Annotated in this window: 18 protein-coding genes and 1 other RNA gene; 11 read left to right on the top strand and 8 right to left on the bottom strand. The window is 69.1% G+C overall.

Going from position 1 to position 19,461, the window contains the following annotated elements; all coding sequences use genetic code 11:
• Positions 1–2 precede the first annotated feature (2 nt).
• Entirely contained in the window at positions 3–923 is a 921-nt protein-coding gene (locus QHF84_RS08155; protein ID WP_281312628.1) for a pentapeptide repeat-containing protein, read from the bottom strand.
• Between the two features lie 68 nt (positions 924–991).
• On the opposite strand from QHF84_RS08155, the gene QHF84_RS08160 reads away from it, so the two are divergent.
• The 3 genes from QHF84_RS08160 to QHF84_RS08170 all read left to right on the top strand — a co-directional run bounded on the left by QHF84_RS08160 (position 992) and on the right by QHF84_RS08170 (position 4,907).
• The gene (locus QHF84_RS08160) at positions 992–1,948 is read left to right on the top strand and encodes a hypothetical protein (protein WP_281312629.1); all 957 of its coding nucleotides are present in this window, start codon (positions 992–994) and stop codon (positions 1,946–1,948) included.
• A gap of 20 nt (positions 1,949–1,968) precedes the next feature.
• A complete protein-coding gene (locus QHF84_RS08165; RefSeq protein WP_281312630.1) occupies positions 1,969–3,987 on the top strand; it encodes an ATP-binding protein in 2,019 nt (672 codons plus the stop codon).
• 743 nt (positions 3,988–4,730) lie between these two features.
• Positions 4,731–4,907 carry a hypothetical protein gene (locus tag QHF84_RS08170; protein ID WP_281312631.1) on the top strand — a complete coding sequence of 59 codons (177 nt, stop codon included), beginning with the start codon at positions 4,731–4,733 and terminating at the stop codon, positions 4,905–4,907.
• A 12-nt stretch (positions 4,908–4,919) separates the two neighbouring features.
• Here QHF84_RS08170 and ssrA read toward each other — a convergent pair.
• Positions 4,920–5,267, bottom strand: a transfer-messenger RNA (tmRNA) gene (gene ssrA, locus QHF84_RS08175).
• 294 nt (positions 5,268–5,561) lie between these two features.
• Between ssrA and QHF84_RS08180 the strand changes: the two genes are divergently transcribed.
• Positions 5,562–5,837, top strand: coding sequence for an oxidative damage protection protein (locus QHF84_RS08180; protein WP_348652854.1), 276 nt, complete (start codon positions 5,562–5,564; stop codon positions 5,835–5,837).
• Between the two features lie 21 nt (positions 5,838–5,858).
• On the opposite strand, the gene QHF84_RS08185 is transcribed toward QHF84_RS08180, so the two are convergent.
• The 3 genes from QHF84_RS08185 to QHF84_RS08195 form a co-directional block, all read right to left on the bottom strand.
• Positions 5,859–9,059 carry a DUF4215 domain-containing protein gene (locus QHF84_RS08185; protein WP_281312633.1) on the bottom strand — a complete coding sequence of 1,067 codons (3,201 nt, stop codon included), beginning with the start codon at positions 9,057–9,059 and terminating at the stop codon, positions 5,859–5,861.
• A gap of 96 nt (positions 9,060–9,155) precedes the next feature.
• A complete protein-coding gene (locus QHF84_RS08190; protein WP_281312634.1) occupies positions 9,156–9,623 on the bottom strand; it encodes a hypothetical protein in 468 nt (155 codons plus the stop codon).
• A 20-nt stretch (positions 9,624–9,643) separates the two neighbouring features.
• Positions 9,644–10,426, bottom strand: a complete 783-nt coding sequence (locus QHF84_RS08195) for a hypothetical protein (protein ID WP_281312635.1) — start codon at positions 10,424–10,426, stop codon at positions 9,644–9,646.
• 150 nt (positions 10,427–10,576) lie between these two features.
• On the opposite strand from QHF84_RS08195, the gene QHF84_RS08200 reads away from it, so the two are divergent.
• The 6 genes from QHF84_RS08200 to QHF84_RS08225 all read left to right on the top strand — a co-directional run bounded on the left by QHF84_RS08200 (position 10,577) and on the right by QHF84_RS08225 (position 15,262).
• The gene (locus tag QHF84_RS08200) at positions 10,577–11,710 is read left to right on the top strand and encodes an alpha/beta fold hydrolase (protein WP_281312636.1); all 1,134 of its coding nucleotides are present in this window, start codon (positions 10,577–10,579) and stop codon (positions 11,708–11,710) included.
• Between the two features lie 316 nt (positions 11,711–12,026).
• Positions 12,027–13,034 carry an STAS domain-containing protein gene (locus QHF84_RS08205; protein ID WP_281312637.1) on the top strand — a complete coding sequence of 336 codons (1,008 nt, stop codon included), beginning with the start codon at positions 12,027–12,029 and terminating at the stop codon, positions 13,032–13,034.
• Positions 13,031–13,453 (top strand): STAS domain-containing protein, encoded by a 423-nt coding sequence (locus QHF84_RS08210; protein WP_170319789.1) that lies wholly within the window; start codon positions 13,031–13,033, stop codon positions 13,451–13,453. Before QHF84_RS08205 ends, QHF84_RS08210 begins: the two co-directional genes overlap by 4 nt.
• 46 nt (positions 13,454–13,499) lie before the next feature.
• Positions 13,500–14,180 (top strand): anti-sigma regulatory factor, encoded by a 681-nt coding sequence (locus tag QHF84_RS08215; RefSeq protein ID WP_281312638.1) that lies wholly within the window; start codon positions 13,500–13,502, stop codon positions 14,178–14,180.
• Positions 14,181–14,183: 3 nt separating this feature from the next.
• Positions 14,184–14,753, top strand: coding sequence for a SpoIIE family protein phosphatase (locus QHF84_RS08220; protein ID WP_272420719.1), 570 nt, complete (start codon positions 14,184–14,186; stop codon positions 14,751–14,753).
• Positions 14,753–15,262 carry an ATP-binding protein gene (locus QHF84_RS08225; protein WP_281312639.1) on the top strand — a complete coding sequence of 170 codons (510 nt, stop codon included), beginning with the start codon at positions 14,753–14,755 and terminating at the stop codon, positions 15,260–15,262. The genes QHF84_RS08220 and QHF84_RS08225 overlap by 1 nt, the downstream gene beginning before the upstream one ends.
• Before the next feature lie 131 nt (positions 15,263–15,393).
• On the opposite strand, the gene QHF84_RS08230 is transcribed toward QHF84_RS08225, so the two are convergent.
• Positions 15,394–17,088 (bottom strand): hypothetical protein, encoded by a 1,695-nt coding sequence (locus QHF84_RS08230; protein ID WP_281312640.1) that lies wholly within the window; start codon positions 17,086–17,088, stop codon positions 15,394–15,396.
• Between the two features lie 10 nt (positions 17,089–17,098).
• Positions 17,099–18,613 carry an FHA domain-containing protein gene (locus QHF84_RS08235; RefSeq protein ID WP_281312641.1) on the bottom strand — a complete coding sequence of 505 codons (1,515 nt, stop codon included), beginning with the start codon at positions 18,611–18,613 and terminating at the stop codon, positions 17,099–17,101.
• A 48-nt stretch (positions 18,614–18,661) separates the two neighbouring features.
• Here QHF84_RS08235 and QHF84_RS08240 point away from each other — a divergent pair, with 48 nt between their 5' ends.
• Positions 18,662–18,790, top strand: a complete 129-nt coding sequence (locus tag QHF84_RS08240) for a hypothetical protein (RefSeq protein ID WP_281312642.1) — start codon at positions 18,662–18,664, stop codon at positions 18,788–18,790.
• On the opposite strand, the gene QHF84_RS08245 is transcribed toward QHF84_RS08240, so the two are convergent.
• Entirely contained in the window at positions 18,768–19,460 is a 693-nt protein-coding gene (locus tag QHF84_RS08245; RefSeq protein ID WP_136967734.1) for a TIGR00266 family protein, read from the bottom strand. The two genes, QHF84_RS08240 and QHF84_RS08245, sit on opposite strands and share 23 nt — an antisense overlap.
• Position 19,461 lies beyond the last annotated feature (1 nt).

Here is a 19,461-nt window from a genome sequence, read left to right on the forward strand (position 1 = left end):
CGTCACCTCCCGGTGACGTCCTCGAAGACGGGCGGCTCGCCGCCGAGGGCGTCGAGGTGGGCGCCTTCGAGCTTCGCGCGCCGGAACGTGACGGCGCGCATCGTGGCGTTCGTGAATCGAGCGCCGCGGAGGTTGGTCTCGAGGAACTCGACGCTCTCGAGCGTGGCGCCCGTGAAATCGGCTTCCGGGAGCGCGGCGAGAATGGGGTCGATCTGGCTCCACGAAGAGCCGCGGAACGAGGCGCCTCGACCGGCGATGCGCTGGAGCCCCGAGCCCACGATCTTCGTCCGCTCGAACGTCGCGGCGTCGACGAGCGCGTCGTCCATGTCGATGCGGAGGAGCTCGGAGCCCGTGAAATCGGCGCCCGTGAGGCGAGCCTTCGTGAAATTGGCGTAGCGGATGACGGTGCCCGTGCAGCGTACCCTTTCGAGGTTCGCGCCCGAGAGCCCTACATCATCGAGGTTCGCTCCCGAGAGATCGGCGTCCGAGAGCCTGGCCTTGCCGAGCTCCATCTCGTGCAGGTCGGCCCCGACGAGGTTCGCGCCCGAGAGATCGACGAGGACGAAGTGCAGAATCTCGGGGCGGCGGCGATTGAATGCATCGATGTCGTCCCAGAGGAGGCGGAGGAGCTCGACGCGCTCGAGCTGGCCCGGATCGTCGTCGGCCGCCCGGAGGCCCGTGAGATCGGCGCCCTCGAGCCTCGACATCGTGAGCAACATGGCGCGCACGCGCGCGCCGGCGAGCCGCGCTCCTGTCAGATCCACCCCGGAAAGGCGAGCGGTCGCGAGATCGCGCCCCGCGAGATCCGCGCCCCGAAGATTGATGCGTACTCCGGGCGCGAGCTTTTCCCTCTGCGCGTTGAATTCGGCCACATCACGCAACAAGAGCTCGAGCCACGCGTCGCGATCGTCCGGAGAGAGCATGTATGTTCCTCTATCACCGCGGAGGGCGATCGCCCAGACGTGGAATGAACGACCTGGAGACTCTGCCCATGTCCGCGTCGAAAGAAGCCGCCGTCGAGCGCGCCGCCGAACGAGCCGCCCGCTTCTCCCTCGCCGCCACGAGCCTCGGCCTCGATGTGCGGCCGATCGTGCCCGCGCTCGTAGCGCTCGCGCCCGAGCTCGAGCGCTGCTTCGTCGTACGCGTCGCGTCCGGGCTCGCGTCGATCGCGCTCGTCACGCGCGGCGATCCGGCGGACGGGAGCGGGCTCGGCGAGCGGCTCGGCGATCTCTTCGCGGCGATCGGGGCCGGCGGTGATGTTTCGCCGCCCGCGACGAGCGGGCTCGAAGAGCACGGCGGACCCGTCGCGGTCACGATCGGGCTCGGCGACGAGGGGGTTTCGCTCGCGATCGAAAAGAGGAGCGCGCCGGGGGGATTCAGCCTGGCGACCGCGCTTGGCATGCTGCTCGGCGGTAGTTGCGCGGGTTTGTCCACGGGGGCGGCCTCCTCGCTGCTCGATCTCGGCGCCCATTTGAAGGCGAGCGCAGACGCCGTGTCCGATGAAATGGATCCCCGGGGTCGCCATGGCCGGATGGCGTTCGTCCTGCGCGCCGATCAGCCGCTCGACGACGGCGCGAGGCGCGTCGAGGGCGTGATGCGCGCCCTCGGCGTCACCGAGCCGCAGCGGAGGTGGTTCGTCAAGACGTACGGCGCGCTCGCGGCGCCCGGGAGGGCCATTTCCGCGCGGCTCGTGGCGAGCCCGGAGGGGCTCTCGCGCGAGGTCGGCGTCGAGTACCACGCGGTCGCGATCGAGGACGTGGTCAAGGTGTGGACGACGTTCGACCCTCTGCCCGCGCTCGGCACGCGCCTCGGCGCGATCGCCGGAGCGCTGAACGTCGAGCGCGCGGCCGCCTTCGAGGTTCATTTTCGTTCGACGGAGCCGCCCGGCCTGTCGGTCACGTTCGACATCGGCGCCGAGCCCTCGAGCCTCGCAAGCATCACGCCCTGACGAACCCCGCGAGACCTGCGATGAGCAAACCCACCACCTCGGACCCACTCCTCGTTTCCCAGCCGACGGCGACGACGAGCGCTTCCCAGCCGACGACCTCGACAACCTCGGGTTTGTCGCTCCGAACCTTCGCGCTCGCGGCCGTGGCGCGGACGACGCTCTCGGGCAACGTGAACGCGGGAGCCGAGGCCACGATCTTGCGGAATCACCTCACGGCGGCCGTCGCGCCGACGGGCTCGTGGAGGACTTCGCTCGCCGCGTATCTCGAAGCACCGGCGCCGGCCGAGCGACCGCTGCTCGATCTCTCGCGAGCGCTCGGTTCGTCGCTGGTCGAGGCGCTCACGATCGCGCTCGCTGCCGCGGTCGACGAGGATCCGCTGGTGGGGCGGCTCGTCGCGCACGCGCTCGGGCGCGCGGACACGGCGAGGCCGACGCTCGGGCTCGTCGCAGAGGCGTTCGCCGAGGCGACGAGCGAGGGCGCGCGCGCGATGGACATCGTCCTCACGGGCGCGGCGCTCTCGAGTGGGCTGCTCGAGCTGCGCGACGAGGCCGCGCCGCTGCCGGAGCGGGCGCTCGTGGTGCCTCTGCCGCTTGTCCTCGCGCTCGCGGGGCGAGACCAAGTTTTTCCGGGAACGACGATCGGCCTCGGCCGTTTGTCCGCCGTCCCGCTGCACCCGTCGCTGCACGAGGAGGCGCGGTCACACGCGCGGGCGCTCGCGGCGGCAGGGCCGGCGCGGCGCGCGCTCGTCCTTCGCGCGTCGCCGGGCGCAGAGGGGCGCACGATCGCGACCGTGATCGCCGCGGAGCTCGGGGGCCGCGCGGCGTTCGTCGAGACAGACCGGACCGCGGGGCTCGGGCCGTGGCTCTTTTCGAGGCGGCTCTTGCCCGTGTTCTGCTTCGATCTTGCGCCCGGCGAGCGCAAGCAGATACCGGCGATCGCCCATTACGGAGGCCCGGTCCTCGTCCTCTGCGGGTCCGACGGCCATATCGACGGGCGCGAGCTCTCGCCGCTCGAATTCACGCCAGCGCGGCCCTCGCGGGCCGAGCGCGAGCCGCTCTGGAGGGATGCGATCGGCGGGGAAGAGCTCGCGCAGAAGCTCGCGATCACGCACCGCCACCGGGCCGGGCGCATCGCCGAGATCGGCCGCATCGCCCGCCACCACGCGACGCTGTGCGGTCGGGAAAAACCACTCGAAGAGGACGTGCTCGCGGCGAGCCGGACGAGCGAAGGCGGCGGGCTCGGCGCGCTGGCGCAGCCGATCGCGGACTCCATCGGCGACGACGCGCTCGTGCTCGGGGAGGCATTACGCACGGAGCTGCGCGTCCTCTTGCTTCGATGCCGCAGCCGCGACGAGCTCGCCGAGGGGCTCGGTCCTTCGGCGCGCGCGCGTTACCACGCGGGCCTGCGGGCGCTCTTCGTCGGGCCGTCCGGCACGGGAAAGACGCTGGCGGCGGCCTGGATCGCCACGCAACTCGCGTTGCCGCTGTTCCGCGTCGATCTCGCGTCCGTGACGAGCAAATACATCGGCGAGACCGAGAAGAACCTCGCGCAGCTCTTCGCGCGCGCGGAGGAGACGGAGGTGGTTTTGCTGTTCGACGAGGCCGACGCGCTCTTCGGCAAACGCACCGACGTCCGCGACGCAAACGACAAGTTCGCCAATGCGCAGACGAATTACCTCCTGCAGCGCATCGAGTCGTTCGACGGGATCGCCATCCTCACGAGCAATGCGAAGAGCCGGCTCGACGCGGCGTTCGCGCGCCGGCTCGACGCGATCATCGAGTTCCCGCTGCCGGGGCCGGAGGAGCGGCGCGCGCTCTGGCTCGCGCACCTCGGCGGGGCGCACCGGATCGCGCCGCGGGACCTGAATCGCCTGGCGGCCGCGGTGGATCTATCGGGCGGGCACATCCGCAACGTGGTGCTGACGGCGGCCGTGCTGGCGCGCGAGGAGAAAAGGCCCATCGAGATGGCGGACGTCGTTTGCGGCCTCGCGGGCGAATATCGCAAGCTCGGCCGCTCCGTGCCGGCGGAGTTCCGGTAAATCACGGCGGGCGCGGCCCGGCGCGCCTCCCGCGACGAACGACCGAGGGCGTCACCGGCACACCTTCAACAGGTGATCGGCGAACTTCCCGCACATTGATTCATTCCTGGTCGGAGCCACAACCCACGTCCCGGCATATCCGTTTCACCGAGGTGCACGGCGTGTAGCAGCGGTTGCCGGGGAACGGGTCAGGGCTCGGCGCGCACACCGGCGTGACTTCGTATTGGTCGGTGCATTCTTGCGACGTGTTGCATCCATGTATTGCGGCACGATTTCAACAGCGTGTTGTTGGCGCCGCCCGAGCCGCCGCTGATGTTGCCGCCGCTCGGGCCGGATCCATCGGCGCCGGTCGAGCCCCCCTTTCGCGCGACGGCTATGACGGCCGATTGATATTCGCGTCCCGCTAAGTCAATGCGCAGAGCGAGCCTGCGGCGTCATCCCCGCGCCTGCCTCCTGGCGGCCACCCATGCGCGGGCCTACCGTTCCTCGCATTGGCTTTCTCTTTACGGCGGAGCCGGAATTCGATTTTCGACGTGCCGCTCTCCGACGAGGCGCGCACGGCGCTCCGGGCGCTTCCTTCACGTTTCGCCGGAGGGCTCGTCTTTCCTGGGAAGGGCGGGCGCCACCTGACCAAGGGGGAGTGCAAGCACCCCCTCTGGCGGGCCTGCAGGCGCGCAGGGCTCCGGCTGATTGGCTGGCACGTGCTAAGGCACACGTTCGCCAGCCACTAGGTCATGCGGGGCGTGCCGCTCAAGGCCATCCAGGAGCTGCTCGGTCACACGACGATGGACATGACCATGCGCTACGCCCACCTCTCGCCGGAGGTGGGGCGGGACGCCGTGCTCCTGCTCGACGGCCCGGTCCGAGGTGATCGGTCTGGGCACGATTTGGGCACGATCCGGTCAAGAAACATGAAGTAACGCGGCAAATTTGAGTGGAGGCGCCGGGAATCGAACCCGGGTCCGCAAGGCCTACAGTTCACCTTCGTTCACGTGCGTAGTCGCCGTATCCCCTGCGACTGGGTCCGCGGATTCGGCCGCGACCTATCCCTCGCTAATCTCGACTGCGCTATCGAGGGCGCCCTCGCGTAGTCCAGCCCTCGTGGTTGACACCCTTCGGATACCAGGACGATCTCTCCGTCGGGCGGCTATCGTCGGTTCTTAGGCCGCGAGAGCGTATGCGTTGTCGTTCGCACGTATAACGTCCCGCTTGGTAGGCGGTGCAGGAGCCGCCAGCACGCAGATGAACCTTCGGTCCCCACGTCGAAGCCGATCGCCCCCTCGTGGTGACCTCGGACCTTCGAGGGGTCCGAGCCACGAAAGCATAGGACACCGCACTTTGACGTCAACCCCTCCGTCGGGCGCCTCGGGTTTTTGTGCTCGGGCGAGCTCGGCGCGTGTGACCCGGCCCGGCTTCCTTCGTGCATGGGACTCGTGATCGGGGCCGTCAACGTCGTCGTCGGTTCGGCGCGCCCCTCGACGACCTTTCGGGGCTCGACTAGACGGAGAGCAGCCCCAGGGTGGCGCCGGAAGGGCGCCCTCGGCCGGGTGAAGGCTCTTCCCAGCGAGGTCGACATGGCGAGGATGGTGCAGTGCGTGAAGCTCGGTCAGGAGGCGGAAGGGCTGGAGAAGCCGCCCTTCAAGGGGCCCCTTGGCCAGCGTGTGTTCGATGGCGTCTCCAAGCAGGCGTGGAAGATGTGGCTCGAGCACTCGAAGATGCTCATCAACGAGTTCCGCCTCGACCTCATGAGCGAGCACGGTCAGCGCATCTGGATGACCGAGTGCGAGAAGTACTTCTTCGGCGAGGGCGCTGCGCTCCCGCCCGACTTCAAGCCCGAAGAGAACAAGTAGCCGGCGAGCGCGCGGCGCGGATCACTGGAGCTTCCAGACCGCGCCGTTCGCGACCGTTGCCGTCTCCACGAAGTAGAGCGTCTTCGTCGCTCGATCGAACGTCATCGCATAATCCGTCGTGTCGCCGAGCGTCGAGATGCTCGGGATGTGCGTGAACGCAGGGCCCGCAGGATCCACGACCGCGTGGATGAATCCGCCGTTCGCGCGCACGTAGAGGTGTTGCGGCGAAACGAGGTCGTCGATCTCCACGTTCGTGCAGCTCGTGCTCGTGTCGATCGTCGCGAGCTTCGTCGCCGTGCTCGTGATGGACGCGCGTGGGATGCGGTAGACGCCTTCGCTCGACGTGCCCACGGTCCTGCCTGCCACGTAGAGGAACTGCGTGTCGGCCGCGAGGCCCACGACGTAGTCGACGCTCGTGTTCGTCCCGAGGAGCACGGGCGCGCTCGGCGCCGTCGGCGAGAACGCGTAAAAGTCGGTCTTTCCCGCGGTGTTTCGCGTCGCGAGCAGCACGTTCGTTCCATCGAACGTCACCGCATACGAGGGCGAGTTCGTGGGGTACGAGGGCGTCAGATCCCAGGTCGTGGGGCCCCAGGTGGTGCCGTTCAGGATGCGGAAGAGACGGCTCGCGCTCGTCGAGGTCGTGCTGTCGACGCTGAAGAGCTGGCCGCCGGCGAACGTGAGGTCGTAGCCGAGGTGCGTCGTCGTGACGCCGTCGGCCGTGCCTCGCTCGACGGCTTGCGCGCCGCCCGCGATCGGGAACTGGAAGACCTTGCTCACGCCGCCGACGAAGACCTCCGTGTCGCTCACGGCCATCCCGTAGGCCGACGACGCCGTCGAGGGGAACGTGACGCCGAGCGGGACAGGCGTCTTCACGCCGTTGTAGACGATGTCCGTGATCGCGAGCGACGTGATGGCGCCGCCCACGGGCACCGCGACGTAGAACTTCGTGCCCGGCGGGTAGGCGCCGCCGAGGCTCGCGAGGGGGCTCGAGGGGCCGCAGAAGAGCTGCTGGTTGTCTGCGTCGAAGAGCGCGAGCGTGCCGAGGGGGTCCCCTGTCAGCGCGAGGCCGCCGTTCTGCACCGTGTAGACGTACCAGTGCACGTTCACGCCGGCGGGGAAGCAGCTCGGCGGGTCGAGCCGCATCGTCGACGTCGGGTTGATCGGGACCGTGCCTGCCGGGAGGGGCTCCGCCGTCTGCCAGCTCTCGCCGAGGCCGGGGTCGAGCTCGCGGATCTTCACGGTCGCGCCGTTGAAATCCTGGCCCGTCGCCTCGGTGCTCACCCAGACGTAGAGCGGGCCCTGGGGCGCGTTCACCGTGAGGTTGTGCGTGTCGGCGTTCGCGCGGCAGTTGTACGAGACCTTCGTCGGTGACTCGGGATCACACTCGTTCAGGACCTCGACGTTGAGCGCGCTCTGCGTGAGGACCGGGTCGAGGTTCTGGACCTCGACCTGCAGGATGCTCGTCGGCGAGGACTTGTCGTACTCGATGACCGCATCGACGCCGTGGATGTCGCCGTAGGTCGCGTGGTCGTCGCAGGAGATCGAGCCAGGCTCGCCCCAGGTCGCGGCCATGTCGAAGGCGTTGATCGTGTCCGGGAGCGTCCAGAGGTGCGGGTCTTCGGGCTCTGCGGGCGGCGTGTAGTTCGCGCTCGACGTCGTGTACGGAGCGAAGCAACCCTCGCCCTCGGCGGCCGCGGGATCGATCTCCTCGATCGTCACCACGACGGGCGGGAAGGGGGTGCCGGGGGCATTCCTTGCAACCCAAACGAAATAGGTGCCGGGCGGACCGTCGACGTTCGCGCCCCACGTCTGCTTGTACCAGAGGCATTTCTCCGACACGGCGAGCGTGGGGTCGCACGTGCCGCTCATGACCTCGACGTCGAGCAGACCGGTCGTGGCGGTCTCGGGCGTGCGCGCCTCGACGTGCAGGAGCTTGCCGCCGTTCGCGAGGTCCGGGGACGTCTTTTCGTACTTGATGACCGCGTCCGGGCCGATGCCGTTCGGGTCGCAGGCGAACGCGCCGTCGGTCGTCGCGACGCTGCCTTGGGTGAGGGTCCATCGGTGCACGTTGCCGATGAGGAGCGCGTTCTTCTGCGTGAGAGGCTCGGCGCAGGAGTCGCCCGAGGGCACCTGGCAGGAGGGCAGGCAGCCGTCGTCGGTCGCGAGGTTGCCGTCGTCGCAGGCCTCGCTCCCCGCGAGGATGCCGTCGCCGCAGCTCGTCGCGCACGCGCTCGGCGCGCCCGTGCAGGTCCAGCCGGGCTCGACGGCGCAGGCGCCGCTGCAGCCGTCGTTCGCCGTGGTGTTGCCGTCATCGCAGCCCTCCGCGACGACCTTCTGCCCGTCGCCGCAGATGCCCGCGCATGCGCTCGGCGCGTCGCCCGTGCAGGTCCAGCCGGTCTCGACGGCGCAGGCGCCGCTGCAGCCGTCGTTCGCCGTGGTGTTGCCGTCGTCGCAGGCCTCGTTGCCGACAGTGATGCCGTCGCCGCAGCTCGTCGCGCACGCGCTCGGCGCGCCCGTGCAGGTCCAGCCGGGCACGACCGCGCACGCTTCGCAGCCGTCATTCGCCGCGGGGTTCGCGTCGTCGCAGGCCTCGGCGCCCGCGGGGATGCCGTCGCCGCAGCTCGTCGCGCACGCGCTCGGCATGCCGTTGCAGCTCCAACCAACTTCGACCGCGCACGTACTGTCGCAGCCGTCGTTCGGGGCCATGTTGCCGTCGTCGCAGGCTTCGATTCCCGCGAGGACGCCGTCGCCGCAGAGCGTGCTGCACGTGCTCGGCGCGCCGTCGCAGAAAAATCCGGGCTCGACGGCACACTGAGCGTCGCACCCGTCGGAGGTCGTGGTGTTCCCGTCGTCGCATGCCTCCGCGCCCTCGACGGCTCCGTCTCCGCAGACCACGCTCGCGCCGCCCCCGCCCCCTGCGCCGCCTTCGCCGCCCGAACCACCACTGCCGCCGGCTCCCCCTGCGCCGCCGACGCCGCCGACGCCGCCTGCGCCGCCGCTTCCCCCCGTGCCGCCTTCGCCGCCCGAACCTCCGATCCCGCCCGAACCTCCGATCCCGCCCGATCCACCGGTCCCGCCCACGCCGCCGGCCCCGCCCGATCCCGCGCCGCTGCTGCTCGAACTGCTCGTCGTGCCCGAGCCTTCGGGCTCCTCGTCTCCGCACGCGACGAGCAAGGCCGCCGTCGCGAGCGTCACCACCGACATCCAGCGTGATCGTTTCATGGGACAAACCCCCGCACCTGTGGCCGGTCCGTCCGGCGTCCCACTATCGGACAAACCGTTACGTGTTCAGAACAAATTCGTGCGGCGGGCCGCGGGTCACGGCGGGAAGTCGAACGCGCGCACCATGTCCGCGCCGACGGCGTGGCAATCGGTGCAGATCGACGGCGTGCCCGAGTAGAGCGACTCCCCCTCGGGGCTCCACTCCACGAAGAACCACGCGCCTCCGCGCTTCTCCATCGCGGCCACGATGTGCGGGCTGCCGTCGTCGTCGAAGCCGTCTTTCACGAGGAGCGATCCGTCGGGCCAGGCCGTGATCTGCGGGCCAACGAGCGCATCCGCGACCACGTCGTTCATGAAGATCTCGACCGCCGATCCGTGCCGTGCGCTCGAACTTTTCCGCGTCTCGTAGCCCGGTGCGCGCTCCCAGGTGCGGTACTTCGCGTCCTGGATCCGCGTCCAGAGCTCGCTTGCGCCGTCCGGATCGTCGTCCTGCCGGCAGCCGCTCGACAGCGCGGCGACGAGCGTCATCGCCGCGATCCCCAAACATGCCACGAGCCTCGACATGCTGGCCTCCCCGTCCCCCTTCACGGCAATGTCGGCGGCGGCGGGAGCGCGCCCCCGCGTCGCACGAACGCCACGATCGCCTTCCCCAACGCCTTCTGCGCCTTCTCGCACTTCGGGTTCGTCTGGCCCGCAGAGACGCCTTTGCACTCCTTCTTGTGCTCGGCGGCGCGGGTCGCGATCTTCTCGTCCTCGAGCAGCGCTTTTTGCACGTCGTCGTCGAGCTTGCGCCACGGGATCTCGGCGTGGAGCGGCTCGGGCGGCACGCGCATTCGGATCTCCTCGGCCTGGAGCGAGGCGCAGCTCCCGTTCCAGCGCAGCACGTCGTAGCTGCCGCCGCTCGCGCCGCTCACGACCATCCCGCCCGTGTTCGGCGTTCGCTTCACGAGGATGATCACCTCCTCGTCGAACTCGAGCTTGCTGCTCGAAGACGGCCCTCCGGAGGCGTCCCACGCCTCGGTCGCGCGGGCCAGATATCCACGCACCCACGGCGTCCCCTTCGCGAACAGGGCGAGCGCCATCTCCGGCATCGCCGCGGCGCAGAGGCGCGTGACGAAGGCGCTCGGGGGCACGCAGAGGTCCGAGCCCTCGTTCGCGCATGCCGTGGGAAACGCGACGGGCTCTTCCTTCGGCGCGTCGAGGCCGTCGCCGACGTCGACCTTCGGTGCGGGCTTCTTCTCTTGCGACGCGTCTTTTGCAGGCTCGGCAGATCCGCCGCAGCCGGAGAGGGCCATCGCGAGCGCGGCGGCGCCGAGGACGTAACACCACGCGCCACGGCGCGAGGGGTCGGGAAAGGCCACGTGCATGCGCTCCAAGCTATCCGAACGTCCCGCGCGTCGGGGCGTAAAGTCGGCGCTTCGGCGGGTGGAAGCTCGTCTTCCCAGGGCCGGCCATTCTTGACGCGACGAGGGCGTCGTTCGACGCTCGTCAGGCTGCCTTCGCACGCCTCTGGAGGGATGGATATGCGCTTGCTCGATCGGAAGCTCGCCGCGCGCGCGTGGCCAACGTGCGCGCTCGTTTTGATGGGCCTCGCCGCCGCTTGTGGTTCGAGCGGAGAAACCACGTCGAGCGGGCTACCGTCCGGCGGCAACGGGGGCAGCGGGGGCGTGCTCACGGGCGTGGGCGGAGGGGGCGCGGGCGGCGCGTCGTCCGTGTCGTCGTCGAGCTCGAGCGGCGAAGGCGGCTCGGGCGGAGGCGAGGTGAAGCTCGGGCCGCCGTATCCGATCGTGCTCTCGCACGGATTCTTTGGGTTCGAAGATTTCGCCGGGGTCGGGTTCGTGACCTACTTCTACGAGGTCAAAGACCACCTCGCGTCGCAGGGCGAGGTCCTCGTGTTCACGCCGGCGGTCGATCCGTTCAACACCTCGGACTACCGCGGCGCGCAGCTCGTCGAGCACATCGAGCAGATCCTCGCGATCACCGGGCACGCGAAGGTCAACATCATCGGCCACTCGCAGGGCGGGCTCGACGCGCGCGTCGCGGCGAACCTCCGGCCCGACCTCGTGGCCAGCGTGGTCACGGTCGCGACGCCGCACGGCGGATCCCGCGTCGCGGACATCGCGCTCGATCTCGTGAGTGATCCGGACGCGCAGGCCGTCGTGAGTGATCTGCTCGAGCTCATCGGCGCGCCGCTCTACGACGAGTTCGGCGAGCAGACGAACGTGTGGAAGCCCCTCGAGTTATTCAGCCAGCCCGGCATTGCCGCTTTCAACAAGGCGCATCCGGACGAGCCCACCGTGTTTTACGCCTCGATCGCGGGCCGCACGGATCTCCACTACGGCGACAACGTCTGCCATGCCGACGTCTCCCTGCCGTTCATCGACGAGTGGCAAGGCAAGCTCGACACGGTGGATCCGCTGCTCTCGCTCTTCGAGACCATCCTCGACGGTGGCTTCGGCGATCCGTATCCGAACGACGGGCTCGTGCGCGTCGTCGATTCGAAGCGCGGCGAGTTCTGGGGCTGCTTGCCCGTCGATCACCTCGACGAGATCGGCCAGCTCTTCGGCGACGCGCCCGGCATCGGCAACGGTTGGAAGCACAAAGCCTTCTACGCCGACGTGGTGGCCGAACTGCGCAAGCGCGGATTTTAGCCGCAACGCGCAGAGCACGATCGGAACAAGGTAGCAGTTTTCCGGCGGCCCGCGCGCGTCCCGCACGCGCTATCGACGAGAACGACGTGGACGAAGCGGCGATGGCTTGACGCTTCTTCGTCTTCTCCCGCGGCTCGTTTCCCTTATTCGTTCCCTTGTTTGGGGCGAACTTGTGCTCGGGTGCGGTTTCCCACAGCTCGCCGCCATGGCGAAGATCCTTTTCGCGTGCCGGTGCCGGCAGCAGTCGTCTTCCGATTGCGGTTCGTGTATATCCTGAGCGTCTGCGCGTGCGTCGTCGGCTCCGTCGGAGGCGAGTTTGGAAGAGGGTAACCAAGGTTCGGAGATCGAGCGGCTGAAGGCCGAATTGGCGGCCCTTCAGCAGAAGCTCGAGGAGCGTGAGCGCTCCGAAGCCTCGCTGCGCGCAGAGAACGAGTCGCTGCGCGCGTTCTTCCGGCAGCTCCCGATCGCGGTGTGGGCGACGGACCTTTCGGGCAACGTGATCATGGGCAACCCCGAGTCCGATCGGCTCCTCGGGGTCCCCGAGACGAAGCCCACGGCCCTGCCCGTGGAGGACTGGGGCGACGGGGCCATCTACCTGCACGCCGACAGGAGCACGCCTTATCCGGTGGAGGACCTGCCGCACGCGCGCGCGCTCCGCGGCGAGACCGTCCGGACGGCCGAGCTCTACTTCCGCAACGAAAACGTCCCCGACGGCGTATGGCTCGAGGTGCACTCGGCGCCGCTGCGTGACGCGTCCGGCAAGCAGACGGGCGCGGTTTCGGTGTTCATCAACAGCGAGGCGCGCAAGAACTTCGAGGAAGAGGTCGCGCTGCGCAACAAGGAGCTCGTCGCCAGCGAGTCGGAGAAGTCGGAGCTCATCGCGCGGCTCAGGATGGCCGTGCAGGAGCTCTCGACCCCGATCCTGACCCTCTGGGAGGACGTGCTCGCGCTGCCCGTGATCGGCGTCGTCGATTCACGGCGGAGCGCGGAGATGATGGAGCGACTGCTCGACGAGATCGTGCGTAGTCAGTCGCGGTTCGTCATCATCGATCTCACGGGCGTCGAGGTGATCGACACCTCGACCGCCGATCACTTCATGAAGCTGGTCAAGGCCGTCGGGCTGATCGGCGCGCGTTGCGTGCTGACCGGTATCCGGCCCGCGGTCGCGCAAACGTTGGTCGATCTCGACGTCAACTTTGGCCAGCTCGAGACGTTGCGAAACTTGAAGCACGGACTTCGCTACTGTCTGCGGTGGCTCGATGCCGAGGATACCGGGCAAAACACGGTGAGCGAGGGCGAGGCCAGGAGGGCCCGATGGTCATGATGATGGAAACGCAGCGGATCCCGATCGTACGCCTGTCTGGAAAGTTGATCGTATCGATCCAGACCGCGCTTTCGGACACCGTGGTGGATCGGCTGCAGCAGGACGTCGCGGCCGCTTGCGAGCGTGGTGACGCGCGCGGGCTCGTCGTGGACGTCTCCGGCGTCGACGTGCTCGACAGCTACATCACGCGCAGCCTGCGCGACCTCGCGGTCATGGCGAGGCTGATGGGCGTGGAAACCGTGGTCTGCGGCCTCCGGCCGGCCGTCGCGATGACGCTCGTCGAGATGGGCATGGAGCTGCCCGGCGTGCGCACCGCGCTGAACCTCGACCGCGCCCTCGCGCTGCTCGATTCACTCCAGCCCGAGGGGCTGCCGAACGACCTCGCCGGCGAAGGGGACGAGTGGGAGGGCGAGGCGTGACCCACGTCTTCCGGACGACGCGGTGGTGGAGGAGGAGGCGCGATCGATGAACGAGATCGCGGGGGAAATCCTCGCCATCTTGCGGCGGTACCTCTCGGAGCCGACGAGCCGCTCGTTGCTCACGTCCGCCGCAAGACGAGCGAACGTGAGGCTCGAGATGCTCGCGCGCTCCGAGATCCCGCAGCTCGTCCAGCAGCTCGGTCCGGGCTTGAACATCTTCTTGCAGGAGCCCGAGAAGCTCCAGAACTGCAAGAGCCTGCTCGCGCTCGTGGCCGTGGAGAACGCTCCATCGATCCCCATGGAGCCCCCGCAGCAGCAGGCCGAGTCGCGCCCCGATGGCATCAGCGTGCCGATCCGCGCCGAGCACGACGTCGTTCGTGCCCGCACGCTCGGCAAGGACATGGCCAAGCAGCTCGGCTTCTCCGAGGTCGTCCAGACGAAGGTCGCGACGGCCGTCTCCGAGCTCGCGCGTAACATCTTCCAGTACGCAGGGACCGGCGAAATCCGGATCCGGCGGATCGAAGGCAAGAAGCGCGGCATCGAGGTCGTGGCCCGCGATCAGGGTCCCGGCATCTCCGATCCGGCGTTGATCCTGAGCGGCGCCTACCGCTCGAAATGGGGCATGGGCGCAGGCCTCCGCGGCACCAAGCGGCTCGTCGACGAGTTCGAGCTCGACACGCACCCCGGCCTCGGCACCACGGTCCGCATCCGAAAGTACGCCGAGTAGCCCGTGGATATAGGCACGGCAGAGCGCCCCGCAGATGGGGAAACCGTCTGCGGCGACGCACACCTCATTCTTGAGCGCAAGCCCCGCACGCTCATCCTCGTCGCCGACGGCCTCGGCCACGGCCCCCACGCGGCGCTCGCCGCCTCGACGTTGTGCAAGTACATCGAAGAGCACGCCGAAGAGCCGCTCGAGATGCTCCTGCGCGGCGCCGACAGGGCCGTGGCGAGCACGCGCGGCGCCGCCGTGATGCTCGCGCGCGTCGACATGCAGACCGCGACACTCGACGTCGCAGGCGTCGGCAACGTCGCGCTCCGCTCGTGGAGCAAAGAAAAGATCCAGCCGCTGCCCGCGCGCGGCGTGCTCGGCCGCGGCATCCGCCACGTGCGGATCTTCCGCTACGGCCTCGTGCACGGCGACATGTTCGCGCTCTATACGGACGGCATCTCCGGCAGCTTCGACATCGATCAGGTCAAGCATCAGAGCGCCACGGCGATCGCCCGCTCGGTCCTCGAGGGCTATCGCAAGTCTCACGACGACGCGACGTGCGTGGTCGTGCGATACCTGGATCGCTGATGCCGAAGCTTGCTCCGATCGTGCCCGAGCCGCTCTCGTTCGACATCGGCAACGAGCACGATCGCTTCTGGTGCGCCGCGGAGGGCCGCCGGTACGCCGCCGTGATCGGCTTCGACGCCAAGGCCCAGGGCGAGGTCGCGATCTGCATCGCCGAGCTCGTCTCGAACGTCGCCAAGTTCGCGGGGCAAGGCACGCTCGCGCTCTCGACCGTGACCGAACCGCGCCTCGGCATCCGCATCGTCGTCGAGGACGCGGGCCCCGGCATCGACAACCCCGCGAGCGTGTTCGAGGACGGTTTTTCCGAGGGGCGCAGGCTCGAACCGGGCACGCAGAGGCGCATCGGGCAGGGGCTCGGCGTCGGGCTCGGCGCCGTGGCGCGCATGATGAGCCACGTCGAGATGGAGAACGTGCCGAGCCGCGGCCTGCGCGTCGTCTGCATCAAGTGGCTCGATCCGCCGCGCGGCGGCTCCGGCCCGTACCCGGCGTCGGGGCCGAGCAGCGCGCGCTAACAGCCTGTGGACTTATCTGCTGCGCGCCCCGAATCGTCGGTCGACATCGCTCGAAATCCTTCAGGATTCCTCGCTCCGTCGCCCTAGCTTCGGGGCGCTCGCGACGATAATTCCACAGGCTGCTAACTCGCTCAGCGAGGCGCGGCGCGTCCGCCCCGCGCGAGGAAGGCCTCGTAGCCCTCCATCAACGCGAGGTAGATCCAGCCGCCGAGCACCTCGGCGCCGGCGCTCGACGGATGCGCGAGATCGGCCCCGCCGAGGCCACGCTGCACCCACACGCCCATCGAGCCGAGACCGCCCATCGCGCTCAGCGTGTCCCAGTATCCGCAACCGACCTCGGCCGCGACCTTGCGCTGGATCGCCGCGAGCTTCGGCACGACGGGGCGGCTCGAATAGCCCGTGCCCTTCTTGTCGGCGCGATCCATCGGCCCGACGAGCAAGCACGAGCCCTGCGGCAACGCCGCGCGCACCTGCACGAGCACGGCCTTCATCGTGGACTCGTACTGATCGAGCGGAAAGAGCTCGCCGTCTTCGCTCTCGTTCATGCCGTACTGGAAGACGGTGAGCGCAGGATCGCGCGTCTTCAATTGCTCGGCGAAATGCGCGTCGTCGCTCTTGTCGAGGAAGCGGATGCGGCAGCCCTGGATGCCGATCGCGTCGAGCACGACGCCGGGGACGTCGCGCTCCATCGTCACGCCGAACGCGCGCACGCCCGGCCCCTCGGCGCGCACTTCGAGCTCGTGCGGGCCGTCGGGGACCTCGTAGACACGATGCCGCGACGCCGACGTCTCCGCGCGCGTCTCGATGGTCTCGCGCGGCGCGCCGTCGATGCTCACGGTCATCGGCGCGCCGCCTTCATGCTCGAGATAGCTCACGGCGAAGCGCGAGACGGCGCGGCCGAAGGTGCCGGTCTTCGTGGTCGAGAAGCGCGAGAAAGCGCCTTTGCCTTGCGCGCGGAACGAGACGCCGCCGAGGCCGTAGAAGCCGTCTTTCGCGTAGGGGCCGACGACGCGGCTGACCTGCCAGCCCGGCGCCGCGAAGCGCACGACGTCGTTGTGGAAGTAGCCGGGCCAGGCGTTCGCCATGAGCATGAAGCCATGGCCCGCGTCGCCGAAGCGGCGCTGGAGCTTGCGGCGCAACGTCGCCGTGACGAAGTCGCTCGCCACGATCGAGTCGCCGAAGTAGGTGACGCGCGCGATCGCCTTCGGCTCCTTGCGCTCGACGGCGGCGAGGCGGCCGTAAAACGCGTCGAGCGCGTGGCCCGAGGGATCCTCGATCGATCGCGGGGGTTTTCCCGTCTCGGTGGTGCTCGCCGCGGGCACGATCTCGGCTGCGGCGGGCGGGAGCGCGACGTCTTCGGGCTGGCGCAGCTCGGCCTGCTCCGTCGTCTCCATCGCGAGCGCCGTTTCGCCGACGGAGGCCGTGGGCTCGGGCGTGGACGACACCGCGACGAGGCCTTCGCCCTCGGGCAGCGGCGTGAGCAAGCGCAAGCGCGCGAGCGACGGGAAGAAGTAGGGGAGCGCGACGAGCGCGGCGAGCGTGACGAGCGCGATCGCGGACGGCGAGTAGAGCCCGTTGATCCGCGGCGCCTCGGGTTCGTCCGTCGCCGCGGCGGGCCGCGCCGCCGCCTCCGTGGCCGAAGGCGCGACGCTGGGCGTTTCCTTGGCCTCGGACGCGTCCTTGGCCAGCGGCGCGTTCTGCGGCGCTTCCTGCGGCGCAGGGGCCGCCTTCGGCGTCGCCTCGGGCGCTCGGGCGTTCGGGAGAGACTTCTTGGCTTGCGCGCGCGGGGCGGGTTTTTCCGCGCGGCGCCGACGACGACCGGTCATCGGCGCGCGCTCAGCCGCCCTGCTTTTGCTTGAGCATCGCGACTGCGCGGTCCTTGCAGGCCGTGTCGCGCTGGTGCCTGCAGATCGCGATGAGCATCTTGATGTCCGCTTCGCTCGCCTTGCCGGACCAGACCTTCGGCTCGAGGCCCTTGCGGATCGCGGCCTCGTCGAACTGTCCTGGCGGGGGCGGCGCGGTCTGCGTCGGCGCCGCCGGCTCCGACGACTTCACCGGCGCGGCGCCGCCCGTGGTGCTGCCCGGGGTGCCGCCGCCGTTGAAGCTGCCTCCGCCCGGGTTTGGCGGGACGTACACGCCGCCGCCGTTGTTCGGCGGCGTCGCCGTCGGCTCCGGCCCGGCGAGGGCGTGGAGCTGATCGGCGGCCTTCTTGCGCTGATCTGCGCTCACGCTCGGCGTGGAGGCGATCTGCTGCAGGATGCGCTTCTTCTCGGCGACGTCCTCGAGCTGATCGGCCTTGCTGAACATCCAGTCGGCCCACTTCGACTCGATGTCCTTGAAGGGCTGGCTCTCGCGGACGGGGGAGTTGTCGTTGATGGCCTGGAGCTTCGTGTGCGCGCGATCGAAGTCCTTCGCGTCGACGAGCTCCTTGGCTTCCTTCAGGACCTGCGCCTCGAAGGCGCTCATCTCCGGCGTCTCGACGGTGTTCGTCGTGGTCGTGGTCGTGTTGCGGGTCATCCCGACGATCACGCCGATCACCACGAGGCCCACCACCGCGCCGATGCCGATGAGCTTGCCGAGGCTCGGGCCACGCGGCGGCGGCGCGGGCGTGCCCACGCTCGTCGCGACGTTGTCGAACGAGCCCATCGGCCGCATGGCCTGGCCGTCGACGCCGAGGCCCATGCCCGCGCGGAAGATCTTGCCCGCGCCGACGAAGCGCAGGCGCACGTCGCCGAGCTCGAGCGCGTCACCCGCTTCGAGGATGCCGCGCTTCAGCTCCACGCCGTTGATGCGGATGCCGTTCGCGCTGCCCTTGTCGATGATCTCGTAGCGACCGTTGCCGAGCGCGATGAGCTCGGCGTGCAGGCGGCTGACGGAGCTGTGGTTGATCGAGATCGTCGCCTCTTCGGCGCGGCCGATCGTGAAGTGCTCGCGATCGAGCGGGTACTCCGCGCCGGGGTTTGGCCCGACGACCACGACCAGGCGGTTCGGCCTCTGATGGACCGGCACCTGCGCGAGCGCGCCTTGTTGCGCGGTCGGGTCTTGCGTGGGGACGACCTTCGACTCGTCGACCAGCTCGATTCGGTAGTCCCCGAGCTGGATGACGTCGCCGCCGTTGATCGCCTGTTCCCCGACGACACGGACGCCGTTGACGAAGGTCCCGTTGTAGCTCGACTGATCGGAGATCGACCATCCCTGGCCGTTCCGCTTGAGCTGCGCGTGTTTACGCGAGACGTTGCGGTCGGTCAGGCGAATCGAGTTACCTTCGCCGCGTCCGAGCCCGTACTCGTCGTGGGCGAGAGGGAGTACGGTCTGTTTCCCCTCGTCGTCCTCGATCGTTAGCTTCCACATAGACGGGTTGCCGCGAGGCGTGGCTCGACGGATAGAGGTACTTTACCGATGGATCCCCGCCGAACGCAATGCTCGTTTGTGGACGGGGGCGAGGGGTTCTCAGGCGAGGTGCGCGACGAGACCGTCGTGTTCTCGGGCCTCGTCGCGCGCACGGTCAGCCCGAAGATTTCGCTTTGACCGGGCGGAACGGGTGCAGGAACGATGCGAGCGAGCTCGGGTTGCGCGTCTGCAGCCAGAGGCGGCCCTGACCCTGGAAGTTGCACACGAGGCCTTCACCACCGAGGAAGAGGCTCTTCAGGCCGCCGACCTTGCTGATGTTGTACTGGAGGCCCTGCGTGAACGCGACCATGTGCGTGTTGTCGCAGATGTACCCGTAATACTGCTGGCCGATGTCGAGCACGTGTGCGCCGCCGTAGCAGTTGAACCAGAGGTAGCCCTGGCCGTACGCGCGGATGAGGAAGAGGCCGCCCGAGAAGAAGCCCTTCGCGCCCTGCCACTTCGTGTCGAGCGTGACGCCCGGCGTGGAGGCGAGGTAGGCGCCGGATTGCAGGAAGAGCTCCATGCCCGGCTGCATCGTGATGCACACGATCGCGCCCTCGGGCGCGGGCGCGAACCACATGCTCTGCCCCGGCGCCGTCGCCGTGAACGTGTTCTGGAAGAGGCTCTCACCGCCGAGGAGCTTGCGCTTGAGGGCACCGCCGATGCCGCCCTGCAAGCTCGTCTTCATCTCGATGCCCGTGTCGCGCGCGACCATCGCGCCGCTCTCGGTGATGATCTGCTCGCCGGGTTGGTCGAAATGGACCTGCACCAGGCCGAAGTCGGGGTTGTGACGGATCTCGTGTCGCACG

The organism is Polyangium sp. y55x31, assembly GCF_029946505.1.
GTDB lineage: Bacteria > Myxococcota_A > Polyangia > Polyangiales > Polyangiaceae > Polyangium.